Below are 14,760 nucleotides of genomic sequence, written 5' to 3'. Positions count from 1 at the left end.
GCCCGACGGGCGCACCGCTGCGAGTGGTACGAGGAAGAGGGGGTCGTCTACTGCGCGGTGGGGCGGCGACAGCCGTCGCTGCAGACCCGCATGAGGTCGACGTGCCGCCGCTTGACCAGCGCGACGCCGGCCGACCGTCGGACCGACGGGGCCGCGCCGGACAGGGGCGGGGCGGTGCGGTGAGCAGACATGGTTCTCCTGGGTCGGGGATGACCTGGGAACCAGGCCACGCTTGCACCGGTGCCACACCGGTGCCTGGTCCTCACCCGGAGCACCCCACCGTGGAGGAGGGTTGCCGGCCAGCGAGCCGGGGCTTGACGCTGGCGCTCATGACCTGCCCGAAAGGCTAACAGCACCGCCCGGCCGACCGTCCAGCCGTTATGACGGCCCTCACGTCCGCTCCTTACCGGGCCCGGAACAACGGCAGCAGCCGGTCGACGTCCAGGTAGCTGGTGAGGCCCCGGATCGTGCCCCCGTCCACGTCGAGCAGGACCAGGGCGAACGGCGCGTGGACGCTGCCCGGGCCGGGGCGGGTCTGCCAGAAGGCGGGCGAGCCGTTCGCCGCGACGGGCAGCAGCCGGGCACCCGCACACCCGGCCGTCGGGTCCGACAGCGCCCGCCCGACCGCGTCCCGCCCGCGCAGCCACCAGGGCAGCGGTGGCATGGACATGGTGACGTCCTGGTGGAGCAGGGCGACCAGCGTCGCCACGTCGTGCTCCTCGAACGCCGCGCAGTAGCGGGCGAGCAACTGCCGCTGGGCCGCGTCGGCGGGGCGTGACACCTCCCCGGGGGTGGGGTTCGCGGCCCGCAGGGTGACGCGGGCCCGGTTCAGGGCGCTGGTCACCGACGCCACGGTGCTGTCCAACAGCCGGGCGACCTCCTCGGCCCGCCAGCAGAGCACGTCGCGCAGGATGAGCACGGCGCGCTGCCGGGGCGGTAGGTGTTGCAGGGCGGCGACGAAGGCCAGCCGGACCGCCTCCCGTTGCAGGGCCAGCTCCGCCGGATCGCCGTGCTCCGGCAGCACCCGGGCGTCGGGGACCGGCTGGACCCAGAACCGCTCGGGCGTGGCCTCGCCGAGGGGTGAGCCGGGGGTCGCGGCGGGGCCGAGGTCCATCGCCCGGGCCCGCCGCTGCGCGCTGCGCAGCATGTCCAGGCAGACGTTCGTGGCGATGCGGTAGACCCAGGTCCGTGGGGAGGCGCGCCGCTCGTCGTAGCGGTCCCGCGACCGCCAGGCCCGCACCAGCGTCTCCTGCACCGCGTCCTCGGCCTCGAAGCCCGAGCCGAGCATCCGGTAGCAGTAGCCGGTGAGCTCGGTGCGCAGCGGCTCCCACGGCACGTCGCCCGGTGTCTCCTCCCGCACACCGCGACCATACGCGCCGGGACCGACGGCCCCGCACCGCTCAGTTTCCGCCGGCCGGCCCGTACCTCCTGGAGAGCCCCGTGACGGGGGACCGATCGGACAGGAGAGCGACCCGATGAGTGACGACGAGCTGCGCGCCGCGGTGACGGCCGAGCGCCGCGAGCAGGCCCGACTGCTGGCGGCCCTGCGACGGGAGCAGTGGGACGCCCCCACCCTCTGCGACGGTTGGCGGGTACGGGAGGTGGTCGCGCACACCACCATGCCGTTCCGCACGTCGGTGGCCCGCGCGCTGTGGGAGCTGGCCCGGGCCCGAGGCGACGTCAACCGGATGGCCGACCGGGCCGCCCGCCGCGACGCCGCCCGGATGTCGACCGACGAGCTGGTCGCGGCGGTGGCCGACAACGTCGAGCACCGGTGGACCCCGCCGGGCGGGGGCGTCGGCGGAGCGCTCTCCCACGACGTCGTCCACGGCCTGGACATCACCGTGGGCCTCGGCCTCGACCGTCGGGTGCCGCCGGAGCGGGTCGCGCTGGTGCTGGCCGGCATGTCGCCGCGGAACGTGCGATTCTTCGGCACGGATCTCTCCGGGGTCGCGCTGCGGGCCACCGACCTGGACTGGGGGCTCGGGGAGGGAACGCCGCTGCGCGGCCTCGCCCAGGACCTGCTGCTGGTGGTCTGCGGGCGCCGGCTGCCACCGGGACGACTCGACGGCCCAGACGCGCCCCGGTTCTGTCGTCCGGGGGACCGGTCCGGCCGCTGAGGGAAACGCCCCGCCGCCCGGGTCGGTGCCCGTCCGGCCCGGGTCAGCGGGCGTCGTAGCGGGCCCGGGCCCGCTCCACCTCGGCCAGGTGGGTGGTGGCCCACGCCTCCAGGCCGGAGACCAGGTCCAGCAGGCTGCGGCCCAGGTCGGTGAGCGCGTAGTCGACCCGGGGCGGCACGCTCGCGTGCACCGTACGGGTCACGATGCCGTCGCGCTCCAGCCCGCGCAGGGTCTGGGTGAGCATCTTCTGGCTGATCCCGCCGATGCGCTCGGCGAGCTCGCCGTAGCGGCGGTCGCCCTCGGCGAGGGTGAGCACCACCAGCACGCTCCACCGGTCGCCGATCCGGTCGAGCACCTGCCGGCTGCCGCAGTTGCGGTTGAACGGGTCGGGTTCCACGTGGTCACTCTCCATCAGTGCGTGACTTACTTCAAGGTGCCTACTCTCCAACGGGAAGTATTGCGAAATGCTTCCCGTTGGTCCGGGGGTAACCGCAACCACGCACGAAGGAGCCCGTCATGTCTATCGTCGTCACCGGTGCCACCGGCCAGCTGGGCCGCCTGATCGTCGAGTCGCTGCTGCGCCGGGGCGTACCCGCCGGGCGGATCGTGGCGCTGGGCCGGGACCTGAGCCGGCTCAGCGATCTCGCCGACCGGGGCGTCGTCGTCCGGGCCGCCGACTACACCGACCCGGCGTCGCTGCGGGCCGCGTTCGCCGGCGCCGAGAAGCTGATGTTCGTCTCCGGCAGCGAGGCCGGCCGGCGGGTGGCCCAGCACCGCAACGTGATCGCCGCCGCCCGGGACGCCGGCGTCGGACTGGTCGCCTACACCAGCATCGCCCACGCCGACACCGCCGAGATGGCGCTGGCGGCCGAGCACCGGGTCACCGAGGAGGAGCTGCGCGCGTCCGGCCTGCCGTACGTCCTGCTGCGCAACAGCTGGTACCTGGAGAACTACACCGGCCAGCTCCCGACGTACCTCGCCCACGGGGTCGCCGGTTCGGCCGGCAACGGGCGGGTCAGCGCCGCCACCCGCGCCGACTACGCCGAGGCCGCCGCCGAGGTGCTCACCACCGACGGGCACGCCGGCCGGACCTACGAGCTGGGCGGCGAGGCGTTCACCCTGACCGAACTGGCCGCCGAGGTGGCCCGGCAGAGCGGCCGCGAGGTCGGCTACACCGATCTGCCGGTCGAGGCGTACACCGCGCTGCTGGTCTCCGCCGGCCTGCCCGAGCCGTACGCGGCCACCCTCGCCGACGCCGACCGGGGCCTGGCCCGCGGCGAGCTGTACGTGCCGGTGCAGGACCTGGAGAAGCTGATCGGGCGGCGGCCCACCTCGCTGGCCGAGACCGTGCACGCGGCGCTCTGATCCGGTACGCCGCGCCCCCGGGCCGCCCGGGGGCGCGGCGACAATCGTCGATCACCGGCGCGTCGATGTCGCACAATGCCACCATGGAACGCGGTGCGCTGGTGCGGCTGAGCAAGCGGATGTCCCTGGCGCTGCGGCACGACCCCGGACGCTTCGGCCTCGCCCCGGACCGGGGCGGCTGGGTCACCGTGACCGACCTGCTGGCCGCCATGCGGATCGACCGGGCCGCCCTCGACCAGGTGGTCGCCGGCAACGACAAGCAGCGCTTCGCGATCGAGCGGGGCGCCGACGGGGTGGAACGGATCCGCGCCAACCAGGGCCACTCCTTCCCGGTCGAGCTGGGCCTGACCCCGACGCCGCCGCCGGCCCGCCTCTACCACGGCACCGGCGCCGCCGCCCTCGACTCCATCCGGACCGCCGGGCTGCACCGGGGCGGGCGGCACCACGTACACCTCTCGCCCGAGGTGGAGACGGCCCGGCGGGTCGGCGCCCGGCGCGGCGGCGCGGTGGTGGTGCTCGCCGTCGACGCGGCCGCGATGGCGCGGGACGGCCACGCGTTCTACCGCAGCGCCAACGGGGTCTGGCTGACCGACGCGGTCCCGCCGGCCTACCTGAGCTGAGCGGGCGCCGGCCCGGGCCGGGCGGCGACGGTCACGGACGGGACCGTCCCGTCCCATGGCGTGCCGTCGGGGTGCGCCCGGACGGTCGGCACGGTCGTTCCGATCAGCCGCATCAGGCGGGTGACGCAGCGCGCCGGGTCGCGCAGCGTGAGGACACCGCCACCCGCCCGGATCCGGTGCTCCGCCTCGGTCAGCGCGGTCAGGCCGTGCAGGTCGATGAAGCGCACCCCGGAGAGGTCCAGCAGAACCCGGCAGCCCGGTGCGGCGCACAGGTGCGCCGCGAGTTCCACGATCAGATGTGCATTGCTCATGTCGATCTCGCCGCGTACCTGGACCACGGTGACGGCGCCCTCGCGTTCCCAGGCGAGGGTCATCACCGGAGCGGACGGAGCGGGTAGGAGTCTGGGATCGACCGGAAATCGGCCGTCGGGTGGACTGGTGGACATCGCGCCCCCTGGGATCGACCGGACGTGGCGGCACCGCAATGGGTGCCTGGTCCCGGGCGCGTGTCTCGACCCGGTCCGACGCTACCCGCCACGGCCCGTTTCCACACCTCCGGGGCTGGGCCGGGCCGCCGGCGAGCACCCTGCGGTCGGGCTCGCGCGGGGCGACGCGTCACGACGGCGAGTAGGGTTCGGGGTGCCGCGGCGCCCCGGGCGTCGCGTGCCCCGGCAGCCGTTCCGTCCGGACGGAGCGCCCGCCGTGGGTCGGGCCGGGCGCCGGTCCGACGTCCGACGCCGGCCGCGCGTCCCTCCCCGTCGCATCCACGAGGGGCGCCTTTGCAGTGAGGGGCCGTAATGGCTGAGACCCCGATGTCCCCGCAGGAAGCCCTGACCGAACTCGGCCGGATCCGGCTGGACACCGCCGGGGTCGACGATGTGCTCCAGACCGTCGCCGAGCTGGCCCGACGCACCCTTCCAGGAGCCGTCGAGGCCTCGGTGACGCTGGTCCGGGGGACCACGGCGGAGAGCGTGGCGTACACCGGGGACCTCGCCCTGCAACTGGACGAGTGGCAGTACCAGGAGGGGCGGGGGCCCTGCCTCGACGCCTCGGTCAGCGGCGACGCGCTGTCGGTGACGGACACCGCGGTCGAGGACCGCTGGCCGGTGTGGGCCGCCCGGGCCCGGACGGTGGGCGTCGGCAGTTCGTTGTCGATCGGGCTGCCCATCCAGGAGGCGGTGGTCGGCACCCTCAACATCTACGCGGGGGCGCCGTCCGCCTTCGACGACGCCTCGGTGGAGCTGGCCAAGGGGTTCGCCGCGTACGCCGCCGTGGCGCTGGCCAACGCCCACCTGTACGCCGGCGCCACCGCCCTGGCGGAGCAGATGCGGGTGGCGATGGAGAGCCGGGCGGTGATCGAGCAGGCCAAGGGGATCATCATGGGGGAGCGGCGGTGCACCGCGGAGGAGGCGTTCAGCATCCTGGCGAAGCTCTCCCAGGACACCAACCGCAAGCTGCGCGACGTGGCCGCCCTGCTCGTCGAGCGGGCCACCGGCACCGGCCGCTGACCCGGCGGTCAGCCCCCGGCCCGCGGCGCCCGCTGCGGGGTCGGCTGGCCGGGCACGGAAGGGCCCTGGGTGACCTGGCGGACCAGCGCCTCGGCGACGTCCCGGACCTTGCGGTTGGAGTTCTGCGACACCTTGGCCAGCATGGCGAACGCCTCGTCGGCGGTGCACCGACGCTGACCCATGATGATCCCCTTGGCCTGTTCGATCACCGCGCGACTGTGCAGCGCCGCCTGCATCTGCTGGGCCAGCGTCGCGGTGCTGTCGTAGAGATGGGCATTGGCCAGCGCCACGGCGGCGTGGTCGGCGAAGGTCTGCGCCGCCTGCGCCACGTCCTCGAAGACGCCCGCCGTCGTGCCGTAGACGTTCAGCGCCCCGACCACCGCCTCCTGGATGGGCAGCCCGATCGACATCGAGGCGCCGGCTCCGGCGGCGTGGGCCCGGGCGGCCCACTCCGGCCAGCGGCCCTCCGCCGACATGTCCGGGACGATCATCACGGTGCCGGTGGTCGCCGCGTCCAGGCACGGCCCCCGACCCTGCTCGTACTGCCACTCGTCGAGCTGGAGGGCGAGCTCACCGGTGTACGCCGCGGTGTGCGCCTCGGTGTCGTGGACCAGGGTGACCGACACCTCGGCGGCGCCCGGGATGGTGTCCCGGGCCACCTCGGCGATGCGGGTCAGGACGGCGTCGAGACTCGTCTCGTCGTGGCGGATCATGGCCAGCTGGGCGAGCGCCTCGGTGAGGTCCAGCGGTGACTGCGGCATGGCGTCTGACGTCCTTGCGAACCGGCGCGGTCGATCCGGCGGAGCCGGGCAGCGCGTGACGGAATCGGTCCACGCCCGTCGGCCGCGAGTGCGGCTCCACGGAGTGCGGACCGGGGACCAGCGCCGCTGCTTGACGCTCGCTCGCGACGCCCGCCGGGGCGCCGGTGCAGGGATCCACTGTACCGTCCCGTCCGGTCCCGGTGCTGGCGGCACCGACCGTGACTCAGGACGCCCGGCGGGTGCTCTGCCGCACGATCAACGGGGTGGCCAGTTCGATCCGGCTGCTGTCCAGTTCCTCGTCGGCGATGAGGGAGAGCAGCATCCGGGTGGCCATCCCGGCCATCTCGGTGAGCGGCTGGCGGACGGCGGTCAGCGGCGGGGCGGACCAGCGGGCGCCGTCCAGGTCGTCGAAGCCCACGATGCTCATGTCGTCGGGGACCCGCGCGCCGCGCTCGTGGAGCGCCTCGGCGAGTTCCTCCACGCCGTCGAGGATCTGCATCGCCCACGGGCTGCCGAGGTCCCGGAAGACCAGGTCGATCAGGCCGGCACCGCCGGCCGGCCGACCGCTGCGGCGGGCGGTGTAGCCGCGCCGGTCGAGCAGGTCCTGGACCCTGGCCCGGGTGGCCGGCGCGACGTCCGGCCGGCCGTTGAGGACCTTGGCGACGGTGGGGATGGACACTCCGGCGGCGGAGGCGATCTCCGGCAGCGTCGTCCGCTGGTCCGGCATCCCGCTCTCCTCCGGTCGGCGCCCGTACCGCCGGAAGCGTATCTCCGAAAGTTTCGACGGTCGGCCGTCGACGTCTACGCCAGCCGGACGCGGTCGCCGTCGACCGCCACGGCGACCCCGGGCAGCGGCCGCCGGGCCGGGCCGCCGCGCACCGAGCCGTCGGCGATGTCGAAGGCGCTGTTGTGGCAGCCGCAGACGATCGTGCCGTCCCGGACCGTGGTGACCGTGCAGCCCTGGTGGGTGCAGGTGGCCGAGAACGCCCGGACGTCGTCCTCGGTCGGTCGGGTCAGCACGACGCCCTCGGCGGCGAGGATCATCCCGCCGCCGACCGGGATGTCGGCCAGCGTGGCCAGCGGGCGCGCCGGCCCGGCGGGTGCGGCGCCGTCGGCCGGCGGGGGCGTGGCCGGGGCGGCCGGTTCGCCGTACGTCTGGCAGCCGGCCAGCAGCGCGGTGGCGCCGGCCACGCCGAGCACCGCCCGCCGGCTCGGGCAGCCGAGGATGTCGTCCATGTCGCGGTCTCCCGTCAGGTGCCGACGCCGACGGTGGTGAACCACCACAGCGACGAGGTCAGCCAGATCCCCGTGAGGATCGCGAAGACCAGCCCGCCGACGAGCGGCAGGAACCAGCCGGCCAGTCCCGGCTTCGGCAGGGCCAGCATCTTGGTGGTGAAGGCGCCGAAGAACAGGCAGCCGAGCAGCGAGTGGACCAGCGTCCGCAGGTCGTGGTCGGCGAAGCCGAGCGCGTAGAGGCAGTGCACCGCCACCGGTACGGTCAGCAGGAAGGCGACCCGGCCGGACCAGCGGTGCACCGTGCCCGCCCAGGGTGGCGAGAAGCCGCCGAGTCGGCCCCACATCGCCAGCGCGGAGAGCAGCTGCACCACCGCGAAGGCCGCGGCGCCGCTGCCCAGCCACACCTTCACCGCCTGCGGGCTGGAGAACCCAGCCAGGTTGACCGCGATCCCGGTGGGTTCGTGGACCCGGCCGTACACCCCGAGGGCCACCGAGACGGCGGCCCCCACCAGCAGCGGGACGGTCAGCGAGGCCCGGGGCGCGCCGACCGGTTCAGGTGGCGGGTCGGGCGCCATCGGATCGGCCAGCACCCGGACGTTCACCGTGTCGAGATCTCCGGTGTCGGTCAGGGACCTGCGGGGGCCGCTCATCACTCGTCCGCGTCCGGTCGCACCGCCACCGGTTCGGCGGTGACGGTCGTACCGGCGACGATCGTGGTGCCGAACGCCGGGTCCAGCGGCGGGGCGGGCACCGGCGTGCCGTCCCGGGTGACGATCCCGACCTGGCTGCCGTCGGGCAGCAGGATCCAGCCACCGTCCACCCCGGCCTGACGCTGCCGGGCCGTGGCGCGGTAGAGCACCGGCGCGGGCGAGCGGGTCGCCGTGGCGGTGAACGACCATCGCCGGTCGCCGACGACCAGCTCACCGGAGGCGCGGCCGTCGCCGAAGGCGCCGGTCAGCGTCGCGTCCTTCTTGCCGGTCAGGGCGAGCCGGCCGGCCGCGGCGGTGCCCCGCAGCCAGACCTCCAGCCGCCTGCCGTCGCAGACGTACGCCACCGCCTCGCCGTCACGGGCGGTGATCGCGATGGTGGCGCCGCCGTCGAGCCGGCCGGTCCAGTTGGCGGTCACCTTCCTCACCGGCGGGGTGGGCGTGGGTGTGGCCGATGCCGGCGCGCCCGGGCGACCGCGCTGCTCGGACGGCTCGGCGGGGGTGGCCGGTACGGCGGGCGGCGTGGCCGTGGCGGCGGACCGGGCGGCGGAGGCGGAGGCCGCCGGGGCGGCCACCGGGGCCGTCCGGTCGCTTCGCGGCGCCGCCTGGGCGCTCATCGCGAACAGCACGGCGGCCGTCCCGGCCCCGGTGAGCAGGGTCAGCAGCGGGGTGATGCGCTTCATGAGCAGCTCCCTTCACCCAGGACGTACGGCTGCGGGGCTCTCTTCGTTCAATGTCGACGGACACCGGCCGGGCCTCATCGGCCCTGGAGCGCGCGGGCGTTGTCGCCGAAGGTCCAGCCCTTCGCCCCGTCCCAGTTCAGCGACCAGGTCATCAGGCCCTTCAGCCCGCCCCGGTAGGTGTTCCACGCCTGGGCCACCGCCGAGGGGGCGAGGTAGCCGCCGCCCGCGCCCGGTTGCGCGGGCAGGCCGGGCACCTGCCGGTCGTACGGCACCCGGATGGTGGTGCCCTGCACGACGAGCCCGGTGTTGAGACAGTCGGTCTGCGCGGTGAAGCCCTGGACGGTCCCGGCGGCGTACGGGTCGCCCGAGCAGCCGTACATGCTGCCGTTGTAGTACTGCATGTTCAGCCACCAGAGCCGGCCGTTGTCGGCGTACTTCTTGACGATCGGCAGGTACGCCCCCCAGATCGAGCCGTAGGTGACGCTGCCGCCGGTGACGTACGCGGTCTCCGGGGCCATGGTGAGCCCGAAGTTCGACGGCATCTGGGCGAGCACCCCGTCGATGATGCGGATGAGGTTGGCCTGCGAGGGGGAGAGTCGGGTGATGTCGCCGCTGCCGGTCAGTCCGGTCTCGATGTCGATGTCGATGCCGTCGAAGTTGTACCGCTTGAGGATCGGCACGACGGTGGCGACGAAGCGGTCGGCGACGGCGGTGGAGCCGAGGTCGATCCCGGCGGTCGCGCCGCCGATCGAGAGCAGGACGGTCAGGCCGGACGCCTTGGCCCGGCACACCTCCGCCGGGGTGGGCACCTTCACGGTGGCGTCCATCCCGTCCTCCCAGAGCACGGTGCCGTCGGCGCGGATCACCGGGAAGGCGGCGGTGACCACGGTGTAGCCGTGGGCGGGGATCCGCGGGTCGGTGATCGGGATCCAGCCCAGCGGGGGGTGGACGCCGTTGGCCGCGCCGTCCCAGTTCTCCCAGTACCCCTGGAGCACCTTCCCGGTCGGCCGCGACCGCACCGCGCAGGTCTCCGACCCGGGCGGCGTGGACGTCGCCGTCGGGGACGGCGTCGATGTGGCGGTGGGGGACGGTGTGGGTGAGGGCGTCGACGTCGGCGTGGGGGAGGGTGTGCCACCGCCGTCACACGCGCCGAGGTCCTTCCAGAGTGACGGAGCGGCGACGGGGTTCCAGCCGGCGCCCGGGGGCGGGGTGTGGGTGACCAGTGCCTCGTAGAGCCGGCCGGCGTAGGTGACCCGGGTGCCGGCGGGGTAGCTGACGCCCTCGACCCAGGTTGGCGCGGTGCAGGCCACCAGGGTGCTGTCCGTGCCGGTGGCGAGGCCGGCGGTGGCCGGCAGGGCGGCGGCGGTGACCAGCACCGCGCCGGTGATCAGGACGGTCGTTCCGCGCCGCAGCCGCATGACATGCCTCCTCGTCGATGGAGGCGAGATTAACAGTTAGGTTTGTTAAATGTAAATGACTCGCATCGACGACCGTGAAACGGTTCTGCCAGATCTTGGTTCATGGCATTAATCGTGCTGTTGATGCATCCTGGGGGTGGTCGCCGGCCGGTGGCGCCCAGGGGAGGACGGCGGCGGACATGGACGCCAGACGCACCACCGTGCGCGACATGCGCCGCGCCAACCGCTCGGTGCTGCTCACCCGGATCTGGCTGGACGGCCCGCTCAGCCGCCACGAGCTGGGCCAGACCACGGCGCTGAGCCTGGCCAGCGTGAGCAACCTGGTCGGCGAGATGATCGACGAGGGGATCGTCGAGGAGGCCGGCTCGGTCGAGTCCGACGGCGGCCGGCCCCGGGTGCTGCTGCGCGTCGCCCCCGGCTACGGCTACCTGGTCGGCGCCGACGTCGGCGAGACCCGGGTGCAGGTCGAACTCTTCGACCTGTCGATGACCGCGCTGGCCAAGGCGGAGTACCCGATCGCCGTCGCCGAGCCCGACCCGGACGAGGTCGTCGCCCACCTGCTGCACGGGCTGGACGCGGTCGTCGCCCAGGCCGGCGTCGACCCCACCGCGGTGCTCGGCTTCGGGGTGGCGGTCTCCGGGACGGTGGAGCGTACCGCCGACGCCGTCGTGCACGCCCAGACCCTCGGCTGGGCCGGCGTACCCCTGGGCGCCATGCTCCGGGCCGGCACGCAGATCCCGGTGCACGTCGACAACGGTGCGAAGACCCTCGGCCAGGCCGAAATGTGGTTCGGCGCCGGCCGGGGCGCCCGGCACGCCGTCGTCGCGCTGGTCGGCTCCGGGGTCGGCGCGTGCGTGGTGGCCGACGGGGTGGGCTACCGGGGCGCGCACAGCAGCGCCGGCGAGTGGGGGCACACCACGATCGTCTACGGCGGGCGCCGCTGCCGCTGCGGCAACCTCGGCTGCCTGGAGGCGTACGTCGGCGCGGAGGGGGTGCTGGACCGGTTCCGCCAGGCCAACCGGGGGCGCCCGGCGGCCGGCGCGGACGAGGAGAGCGCCTTCGGTGAACTGCTGCGCTCGTCGAGCCGAACGGCGCAGAAGGTGCTCGACGAGACGGTCGGCTACCTGGGCGCCGGAGCGGCGACGCTGGTCAACCTCTTCAACCCCGAGCGGGTGGTGCTCGGCGGGTGGGCCGGCCTGGCGCTGGGCGAGCGGTTCCTGCCGCAGATCCGCGAGGCCACCGCGCGGCACGCGCTGCGCCAGCCGTACGCGCAGACCTCGATCGAGCTGTGCCAGCTCGGGCCCGACGCGGTCGCGATGGGCGCGGCCACCCTGCCGATGGCCCGGCTGCTGCGCGACGGCGGCGTCCCCCGCGGCGGCCCGCCCACGGTGAGCACGACGGCGCCACCGCGTCCGGCGCGCCGCCCGCGCTCGCGGACCCGCTGACCCGCTACCCGAGGCCATGACATCGCCGACCGCCCTGGTGCTCATCGTGTTCGGGCGAGGCGTCCGGTGCGTCGACGGCCGGTACACCCTCACCCCCGCCGGCAGCGCCCGGGTACACGCGGCGGCGGACTACGTCACCGCGCGGGAGGCCTCTTTCCGGCGCGCCATCGGGCACGGCCGGTCGCCCCGGATCGTGTTCGCGGGGGGCTGGGCCGAGGCCTGTGAGGGGGCGGACGCACCGCCGGTCGGGTTCCGGGAGGCCGACCTCATGCGGTACGAGGCACGCGCCGCCGGTCTCGACCGGTACGCGGACCTGCGCGTCGAGGCCGGCTCCCGCAGCACCCTGGAGAACCTCGTCCACACCGTCCGGGACGGGCTGCTGGCCGGGCAGCACTTCGACGCGGCGCATCCACTGGGGATCGTCTCCCACCCGTGGCACCTGCCACGGATCAGGTTCCTCGCTGGCAAGGTGCTCGGCCTGCGCGGCGCGGCCCTGCTCGACGTGGCTGCGACGAGCGGTGAGCCAGCCGGCGCCAGGCGGACCGAACGGGCCGTCCATCTCGCGTCGAGGTTGGCGTTCCTCGGCGCCGGCGATGCCTCGGCCCTGCTGCATCGGGAGCGGACGATCGTGGCCTCGGTGCGGCGGGTCGAACGGTGGGCGGCGACCGCCCGGGCGGTCCGGGCCGCCGCCGACCGCCGAAGCTCGTGCCGGGAAAGGTGGGAGACGGGGCGTCGAACTGGGTAGGTGAGGGCCCATTCGAAGAGGCGCGTGTCGATGACGCCACACAAGGAGAAGCCACCCATGATCGTGCTCCTGCCCGTGTTCCAGCCGGGGAGACGACTGCCCGCGCTGGTCACCGAGCTGCGCGCCGCCGCACCCGACCTCCCGATCGTGGTGATCGACGACGGCAGCGACGACCCGGCGTCCTCGGATGCCCTCCGGGCGGCCCGCGACCTCGGGTGCACCGTGCTGCGTCACCGGACGAACCGGGGCAAGGGCGTGGCCCTGCGGACGGGGTTCCGCTTCGTCGTCGGGGAGTACCCCGGTCGGGGAGTGGTCTGCGCCGACGCCGACGGCCAGCACCGCACCGAGGACATCCTGCGGGTGGCCGCGCGGGTGCGGGCCACCGGGCGGATGGTGCTGGGCGTACGGCGGTTCCAGGGACGGGTTCCGCTGCGCAGCCGGGCCGGTAACACGATCACCCGGCTGGTGTTCCGCGCCGTCACCGGTTGCTCGGTGCGCGACACCCAGACGGGGTTGCGGGCCTATCCGGCCGACCTGCTCACCTGGTTGCTGGGCGTACCCGGGGACCACTTCGACTACGAGATGGCCGTCCTGCTGGAGGCGACCCGGGCCGGTCACCCGATCGAGCAGACCACCGTCGCGACGACCTACGTGGCGGACAGCGGGTCGTCGCACTTCGGTGCCGTCACCGACTCGCTGCGGATCTACCTGCCGGTGGTGCGGTTCGTCATCTCGCCGGGCACCGCGCGGCGCCGGTCGGGACCCCCGGCCGACCGTCGAGGCGGTGACCCGGTCACGGGAGCGGACCCGATGCCTCATCCGCGGCTGCCCGAGTCGCCGGTTCGGACGCTACGAACCTGATGTCGTCAGCGAATCGGAAATCCGGTTCGGGTGTCCGCGGCGACCATCGTCCGCGATTCGTTCGCGTCATCAAGTCTGTAGCGGCGGGCGGACACGCGTGGCCCGGCTCCTGACCCGCGAGGTGCGCCCCGACCCCGTCGGGGCGCACCTCGACCAGCTACCCCTGGTCGGGCCGTGCGGCGACGGTGCCGGAGGCGTCCGCGGGGTCGGCCGGCGGAGCGGCGTCGGGCTCGAAGACGACCCGGGCCCGCAGCTGCCGGAATCCGGTGCGTTCGAGCTCCGCCACCACCGCGACCCGGTGCGCGTCGACGTCGGCGATCACCTCCCGCGCGCCGCCGGCGGCCAGCACCCCGACCGCGTCGGCCAGCAGTTCACCGCTGACGGCCTCGTCGAGCAGGCCGAGGTAGGCGATGAGCGGGTAGCAGGCCTCCCCGGCCGCGCCGACCAGGCCGACGGGTCGCCCGGCGTCCACCGCGACGCGCCAGTCCGAGACCGCGGTCAGCCAGGCCAGCGGGTCGGTGGCCAGGTCCACGCCGCCGACCGCCCGGGCCACCTCCCGGCCGGTGAGCACGTCCGGGTCGGCGATGCGGGCGACCAGGGCGTTGATCTCCGCCGCGTCGGCGGCCGGGCGGAAGGCGTACCGGCCGGAGGTGGCCGGCAGCGGCGTGCCCGTCCAGGAGCAGCGCAGCCGCTCCCCGCGCTCGACCAGCCCGGCGAGCCGGGCCGCCGCCATGGGCGCCTCCACCACCGCCCGCACCTCCGGCCGACGCCGCCAGTGGGCCGGCATCGCGGCGTAGTACACGTAGGGGCCGCCGAGTGCCTGGTGGGCGGCGCGCAGCAGCGCGGCGCCCACCTCCGGCTCGGCGTCCAGGTCGAACCGTTCGAGCCAGGGCGCGCCGACCGCGCCCGGCGGTAGGACCCAGGCCGCCCGGCTGACCACGCGGCCGGCGCGGAGGGCGATCCAGGTGCGCTCGGGCCGGTAGCCGCCGGCGGCGAGCCCGTCGGCGTAGGCGACCTTGCGAAGCTGAGGCAGCGGGTCGGGCATGGACTCGAACAGATTTTCCTCGCCCGCGACGAGCGGACGGATGACCAGGTCGGTCATGGGTGGATCCTCCGGAAAGCGAGCGCCCCGGATCAGATCCGCGTGAACGCCGGGGCGCGGAGGGGGCGCAGAACATCGGACATTGTTCTGACCTCCTCCCGGCTCGACGGCGTGTCGAAGAACCTACTCGACGCACCACCGCTGTCGCAACGTGCCGGCCGGCCCGGCGCGCGCGTCCTCGCCGAGCCG

At 74.6% G+C, this 14,760-nt stretch carries 18 protein-coding genes and 1 riboswitch; of the genes, 7 read left to right on the top strand and 11 right to left on the bottom strand.

Going from position 1 to position 14,760, the window contains the following annotated elements; translation table 11 throughout:
• Nucleotides 1–47: 47 nt before the first annotated feature.
• Nucleotides 48–191, bottom strand: coding sequence for a hypothetical protein (locus AC5RWQ_RS09810; RefSeq protein WP_494282419.1), 144 nt, complete (start codon nt 189–191; stop codon nt 48–50).
• Between the two features lie 32 nt (nt 192–223).
• A riboswitch (SAM riboswitch) is annotated at nt 224–335 on the bottom strand.
• A 68-nt stretch (nt 336–403) separates the two neighbouring features.
• Entirely contained in the window at nt 404–1,360 is a 957-nt protein-coding gene (locus AC5RWQ_RS09805; RefSeq protein WP_494282418.1) for a sigma-70 family RNA polymerase sigma factor, read from the bottom strand.
• A gap of 115 nt (nt 1,361–1,475) precedes the next feature.
• Between AC5RWQ_RS09805 and AC5RWQ_RS09800 the strand changes: the two genes are divergently transcribed.
• A complete protein-coding gene (locus AC5RWQ_RS09800; RefSeq protein ID WP_494282417.1) occupies nt 1,476–2,120 on the top strand; it encodes a maleylpyruvate isomerase family mycothiol-dependent enzyme in 645 nt (214 codons plus the stop codon).
• A 43-nt stretch (nt 2,121–2,163) separates the two neighbouring features.
• Here the strand turns inward: AC5RWQ_RS09800 and AC5RWQ_RS09795 are convergent, their stop codons facing one another.
• Nucleotides 2,164–2,532, bottom strand: coding sequence for a winged helix-turn-helix transcriptional regulator (locus AC5RWQ_RS09795; protein WP_477463332.1), 369 nt, complete (start codon nt 2,530–2,532; stop codon nt 2,164–2,166).
• A 104-nt stretch (nt 2,533–2,636) separates the two neighbouring features.
• On the opposite strand from AC5RWQ_RS09795, the gene AC5RWQ_RS09790 reads away from it, so the two are divergent.
• Complete coding sequence (locus tag AC5RWQ_RS09790; protein ID WP_494282416.1) at nt 2,637–3,485, top strand: SDR family oxidoreductase; 849 nt, start codon at nt 2,637–2,639, stop codon at nt 3,483–3,485.
• An 83-nt stretch (nt 3,486–3,568) separates the two neighbouring features.
• Complete coding sequence (locus tag AC5RWQ_RS09785; protein WP_494282415.1) at nt 3,569–4,105, top strand: RNA 2'-phosphotransferase; 537 nt, start codon at nt 3,569–3,571, stop codon at nt 4,103–4,105.
• On the opposite strand, the gene AC5RWQ_RS09780 is transcribed toward AC5RWQ_RS09785, so the two are convergent.
• A complete protein-coding gene (locus tag AC5RWQ_RS09780) occupies nt 4,093–4,479 on the bottom strand; it encodes an STAS domain-containing protein (RefSeq protein ID WP_494282414.1) in 387 nt (128 codons plus the stop codon). The genes AC5RWQ_RS09785 and AC5RWQ_RS09780 overlap by 13 nt on opposite strands.
• Before the next feature lie 423 nt (nt 4,480–4,902).
• Between AC5RWQ_RS09780 and AC5RWQ_RS09775 the strand changes: the two genes are divergently transcribed.
• On the top strand, nt 4,903–5,613 hold the full coding sequence (locus AC5RWQ_RS09775; protein ID WP_494282413.1) for a GAF and ANTAR domain-containing protein: 711 nt from the start codon (nt 4,903–4,905) through the stop codon (nt 5,611–5,613).
• Between the two features lie 8 nt (nt 5,614–5,621).
• On the opposite strand, the gene AC5RWQ_RS09770 is transcribed toward AC5RWQ_RS09775, so the two are convergent.
• The 6 genes from AC5RWQ_RS09770 to AC5RWQ_RS09745 all read right to left on the bottom strand — a co-directional run bounded on the left by AC5RWQ_RS09770 (nt 5,622) and on the right by AC5RWQ_RS09745 (nt 10,418).
• Nucleotides 5,622–6,374 carry a GAF and ANTAR domain-containing protein gene (locus AC5RWQ_RS09770; protein WP_494282412.1) on the bottom strand — a complete coding sequence of 251 codons (753 nt, stop codon included), beginning with the start codon at nt 6,372–6,374 and terminating at the stop codon, nt 5,622–5,624.
• Between the two features lie 223 nt (nt 6,375–6,597).
• Nucleotides 6,598–7,101 carry a substrate-binding domain-containing protein gene (locus AC5RWQ_RS09765; protein ID WP_494282411.1) on the bottom strand — a complete coding sequence of 168 codons (504 nt, stop codon included), beginning with the start codon at nt 7,099–7,101 and terminating at the stop codon, nt 6,598–6,600.
• Between the two features lie 74 nt (nt 7,102–7,175).
• Nucleotides 7,176–7,610 carry a Rieske (2Fe-2S) protein gene (locus AC5RWQ_RS09760; protein WP_494282410.1) on the bottom strand — a complete coding sequence of 145 codons (435 nt, stop codon included), beginning with the start codon at nt 7,608–7,610 and terminating at the stop codon, nt 7,176–7,178.
• Between the two features lie 14 nt (nt 7,611–7,624).
• Entirely contained in the window at nt 7,625–8,185 is a 561-nt protein-coding gene (locus AC5RWQ_RS09755) for a DUF6529 family protein (protein WP_494282705.1), read from the bottom strand.
• 74 nt (nt 8,186–8,259) lie between these two features.
• Nucleotides 8,260–9,000 carry a hypothetical protein gene (locus AC5RWQ_RS09750; protein ID WP_494282409.1) on the bottom strand — a complete coding sequence of 247 codons (741 nt, stop codon included), beginning with the start codon at nt 8,998–9,000 and terminating at the stop codon, nt 8,260–8,262.
• A 74-nt stretch (nt 9,001–9,074) separates the two neighbouring features.
• A complete protein-coding gene (locus AC5RWQ_RS09745; protein WP_494282408.1) occupies nt 9,075–10,418 on the bottom strand; it encodes a glycosyl hydrolase family 18 protein in 1,344 nt (447 codons plus the stop codon).
• Nucleotides 10,419–10,597: 179 nt separating this feature from the next.
• On the opposite strand from AC5RWQ_RS09745, the gene AC5RWQ_RS09740 reads away from it, so the two are divergent.
• From AC5RWQ_RS09740 to AC5RWQ_RS09730, 3 genes are read left to right on the top strand one after another with little or no spacing between them, the layout of a single operon-like run.
• Complete coding sequence (locus tag AC5RWQ_RS09740; RefSeq protein ID WP_494282407.1) at nt 10,598–11,863, top strand: ROK family transcriptional regulator; 1,266 nt, start codon at nt 10,598–10,600, stop codon at nt 11,861–11,863.
• Between the two features lie 16 nt (nt 11,864–11,879).
• Nucleotides 11,880–12,608, top strand: coding sequence for an ElyC/SanA/YdcF family protein (locus AC5RWQ_RS09735; RefSeq protein ID WP_494282406.1), 729 nt, complete (start codon nt 11,880–11,882; stop codon nt 12,606–12,608).
• A gap of 57 nt (nt 12,609–12,665) precedes the next feature.
• Nucleotides 12,666–13,469, top strand: coding sequence for a glycosyltransferase family 2 protein (locus tag AC5RWQ_RS09730; RefSeq protein ID WP_494282405.1), 804 nt, complete (start codon nt 12,666–12,668; stop codon nt 13,467–13,469).
• Between the two features lie 157 nt (nt 13,470–13,626).
• On the opposite strand, the gene AC5RWQ_RS09725 is transcribed toward AC5RWQ_RS09730, so the two are convergent.
• A complete protein-coding gene (locus tag AC5RWQ_RS09725) occupies nt 13,627–14,571 on the bottom strand; it encodes an acetyltransferase (RefSeq protein ID WP_494282404.1) in 945 nt (314 codons plus the stop codon).
• Nucleotides 14,572–14,760: the final 189 nt, after the last annotated feature.

It is taken from the genome of Micromonospora sp. BS32 (genome assembly GCF_059089345.1).
This window is presented reverse-complemented; position numbering and strand designations above follow the sequence as displayed.

Bases quoted from the DNA above. Each gene is read 5' to 3' on its own strand.
- AC5RWQ_RS09810 (WP_494282419.1), bottom strand. From the start codon at position 191: ATGTCTGCTCACCGCACCGCCCCGCCCCTGTCCGGCGCGGCCCCGTCG.
- AC5RWQ_RS09800 (WP_494282417.1), top strand. From the start codon at position 1,476: ATGAGTGACGACGAGCTGCGCGCCGCGGTGACGGCCGAGCGCCGCGAG.
- AC5RWQ_RS09795 (WP_477463332.1), bottom strand. From the start codon at position 2,532: ATGGAGAGTGACCACGTGGAACCCGACCCGTTCAACCGCAACTGCGGC.
- AC5RWQ_RS09790 (WP_494282416.1), top strand. From the start codon at position 2,637: ATGTCTATCGTCGTCACCGGTGCCACCGGCCAGCTGGGCCGCCTGATC.
- AC5RWQ_RS09785 (WP_494282415.1), top strand. From the start codon at position 3,569: ATGGAACGCGGTGCGCTGGTGCGGCTGAGCAAGCGGATGTCCCTGGCG.
- AC5RWQ_RS09780 (WP_494282414.1), bottom strand. From the start codon at position 4,479: ATGACCCTCGCCTGGGAACGCGAGGGCGCCGTCACCGTGGTCCAGGTA.
- AC5RWQ_RS09775 (WP_494282413.1), top strand. From the start codon at position 4,903: ATGGCTGAGACCCCGATGTCCCCGCAGGAAGCCCTGACCGAACTCGGC.
- AC5RWQ_RS09770 (WP_494282412.1), bottom strand. From the start codon at position 6,374: ATGCCGCAGTCACCGCTGGACCTCACCGAGGCGCTCGCCCAGCTGGCC.
- AC5RWQ_RS09765 (WP_494282411.1), bottom strand. From the start codon at position 7,101: ATGCCGGACCAGCGGACGACGCTGCCGGAGATCGCCTCCGCCGCCGGA.
- AC5RWQ_RS09760 (WP_494282410.1), bottom strand. From the start codon at position 7,610: ATGGACGACATCCTCGGCTGCCCGAGCCGGCGGGCGGTGCTCGGCGTG.
- AC5RWQ_RS09755 (WP_494282705.1), bottom strand. From the start codon at position 8,185: ATGGCGCCCGACCCGCCACCTGAACCGGTCGGCGCGCCCCGGGCCTCG.
- AC5RWQ_RS09750 (WP_494282409.1), bottom strand. From the start codon at position 9,000: ATGAAGCGCATCACCCCGCTGCTGACCCTGCTCACCGGGGCCGGGACG.
- AC5RWQ_RS09745 (WP_494282408.1), bottom strand. From the start codon at position 10,418: ATGCGGCTGCGGCGCGGAACGACCGTCCTGATCACCGGCGCGGTGCTG.
- AC5RWQ_RS09740 (WP_494282407.1), top strand. From the start codon at position 10,598: ATGGACGCCAGACGCACCACCGTGCGCGACATGCGCCGCGCCAACCGC.
- AC5RWQ_RS09735 (WP_494282406.1), top strand. From the start codon at position 11,880: ATGACATCGCCGACCGCCCTGGTGCTCATCGTGTTCGGGCGAGGCGTC.
- AC5RWQ_RS09730 (WP_494282405.1), top strand. From the start codon at position 12,666: ATGATCGTGCTCCTGCCCGTGTTCCAGCCGGGGAGACGACTGCCCGCG.
- AC5RWQ_RS09725 (WP_494282404.1), bottom strand. From the start codon at position 14,571: ATGACCGACCTGGTCATCCGTCCGCTCGTCGCGGGCGAGGAAAATCTG.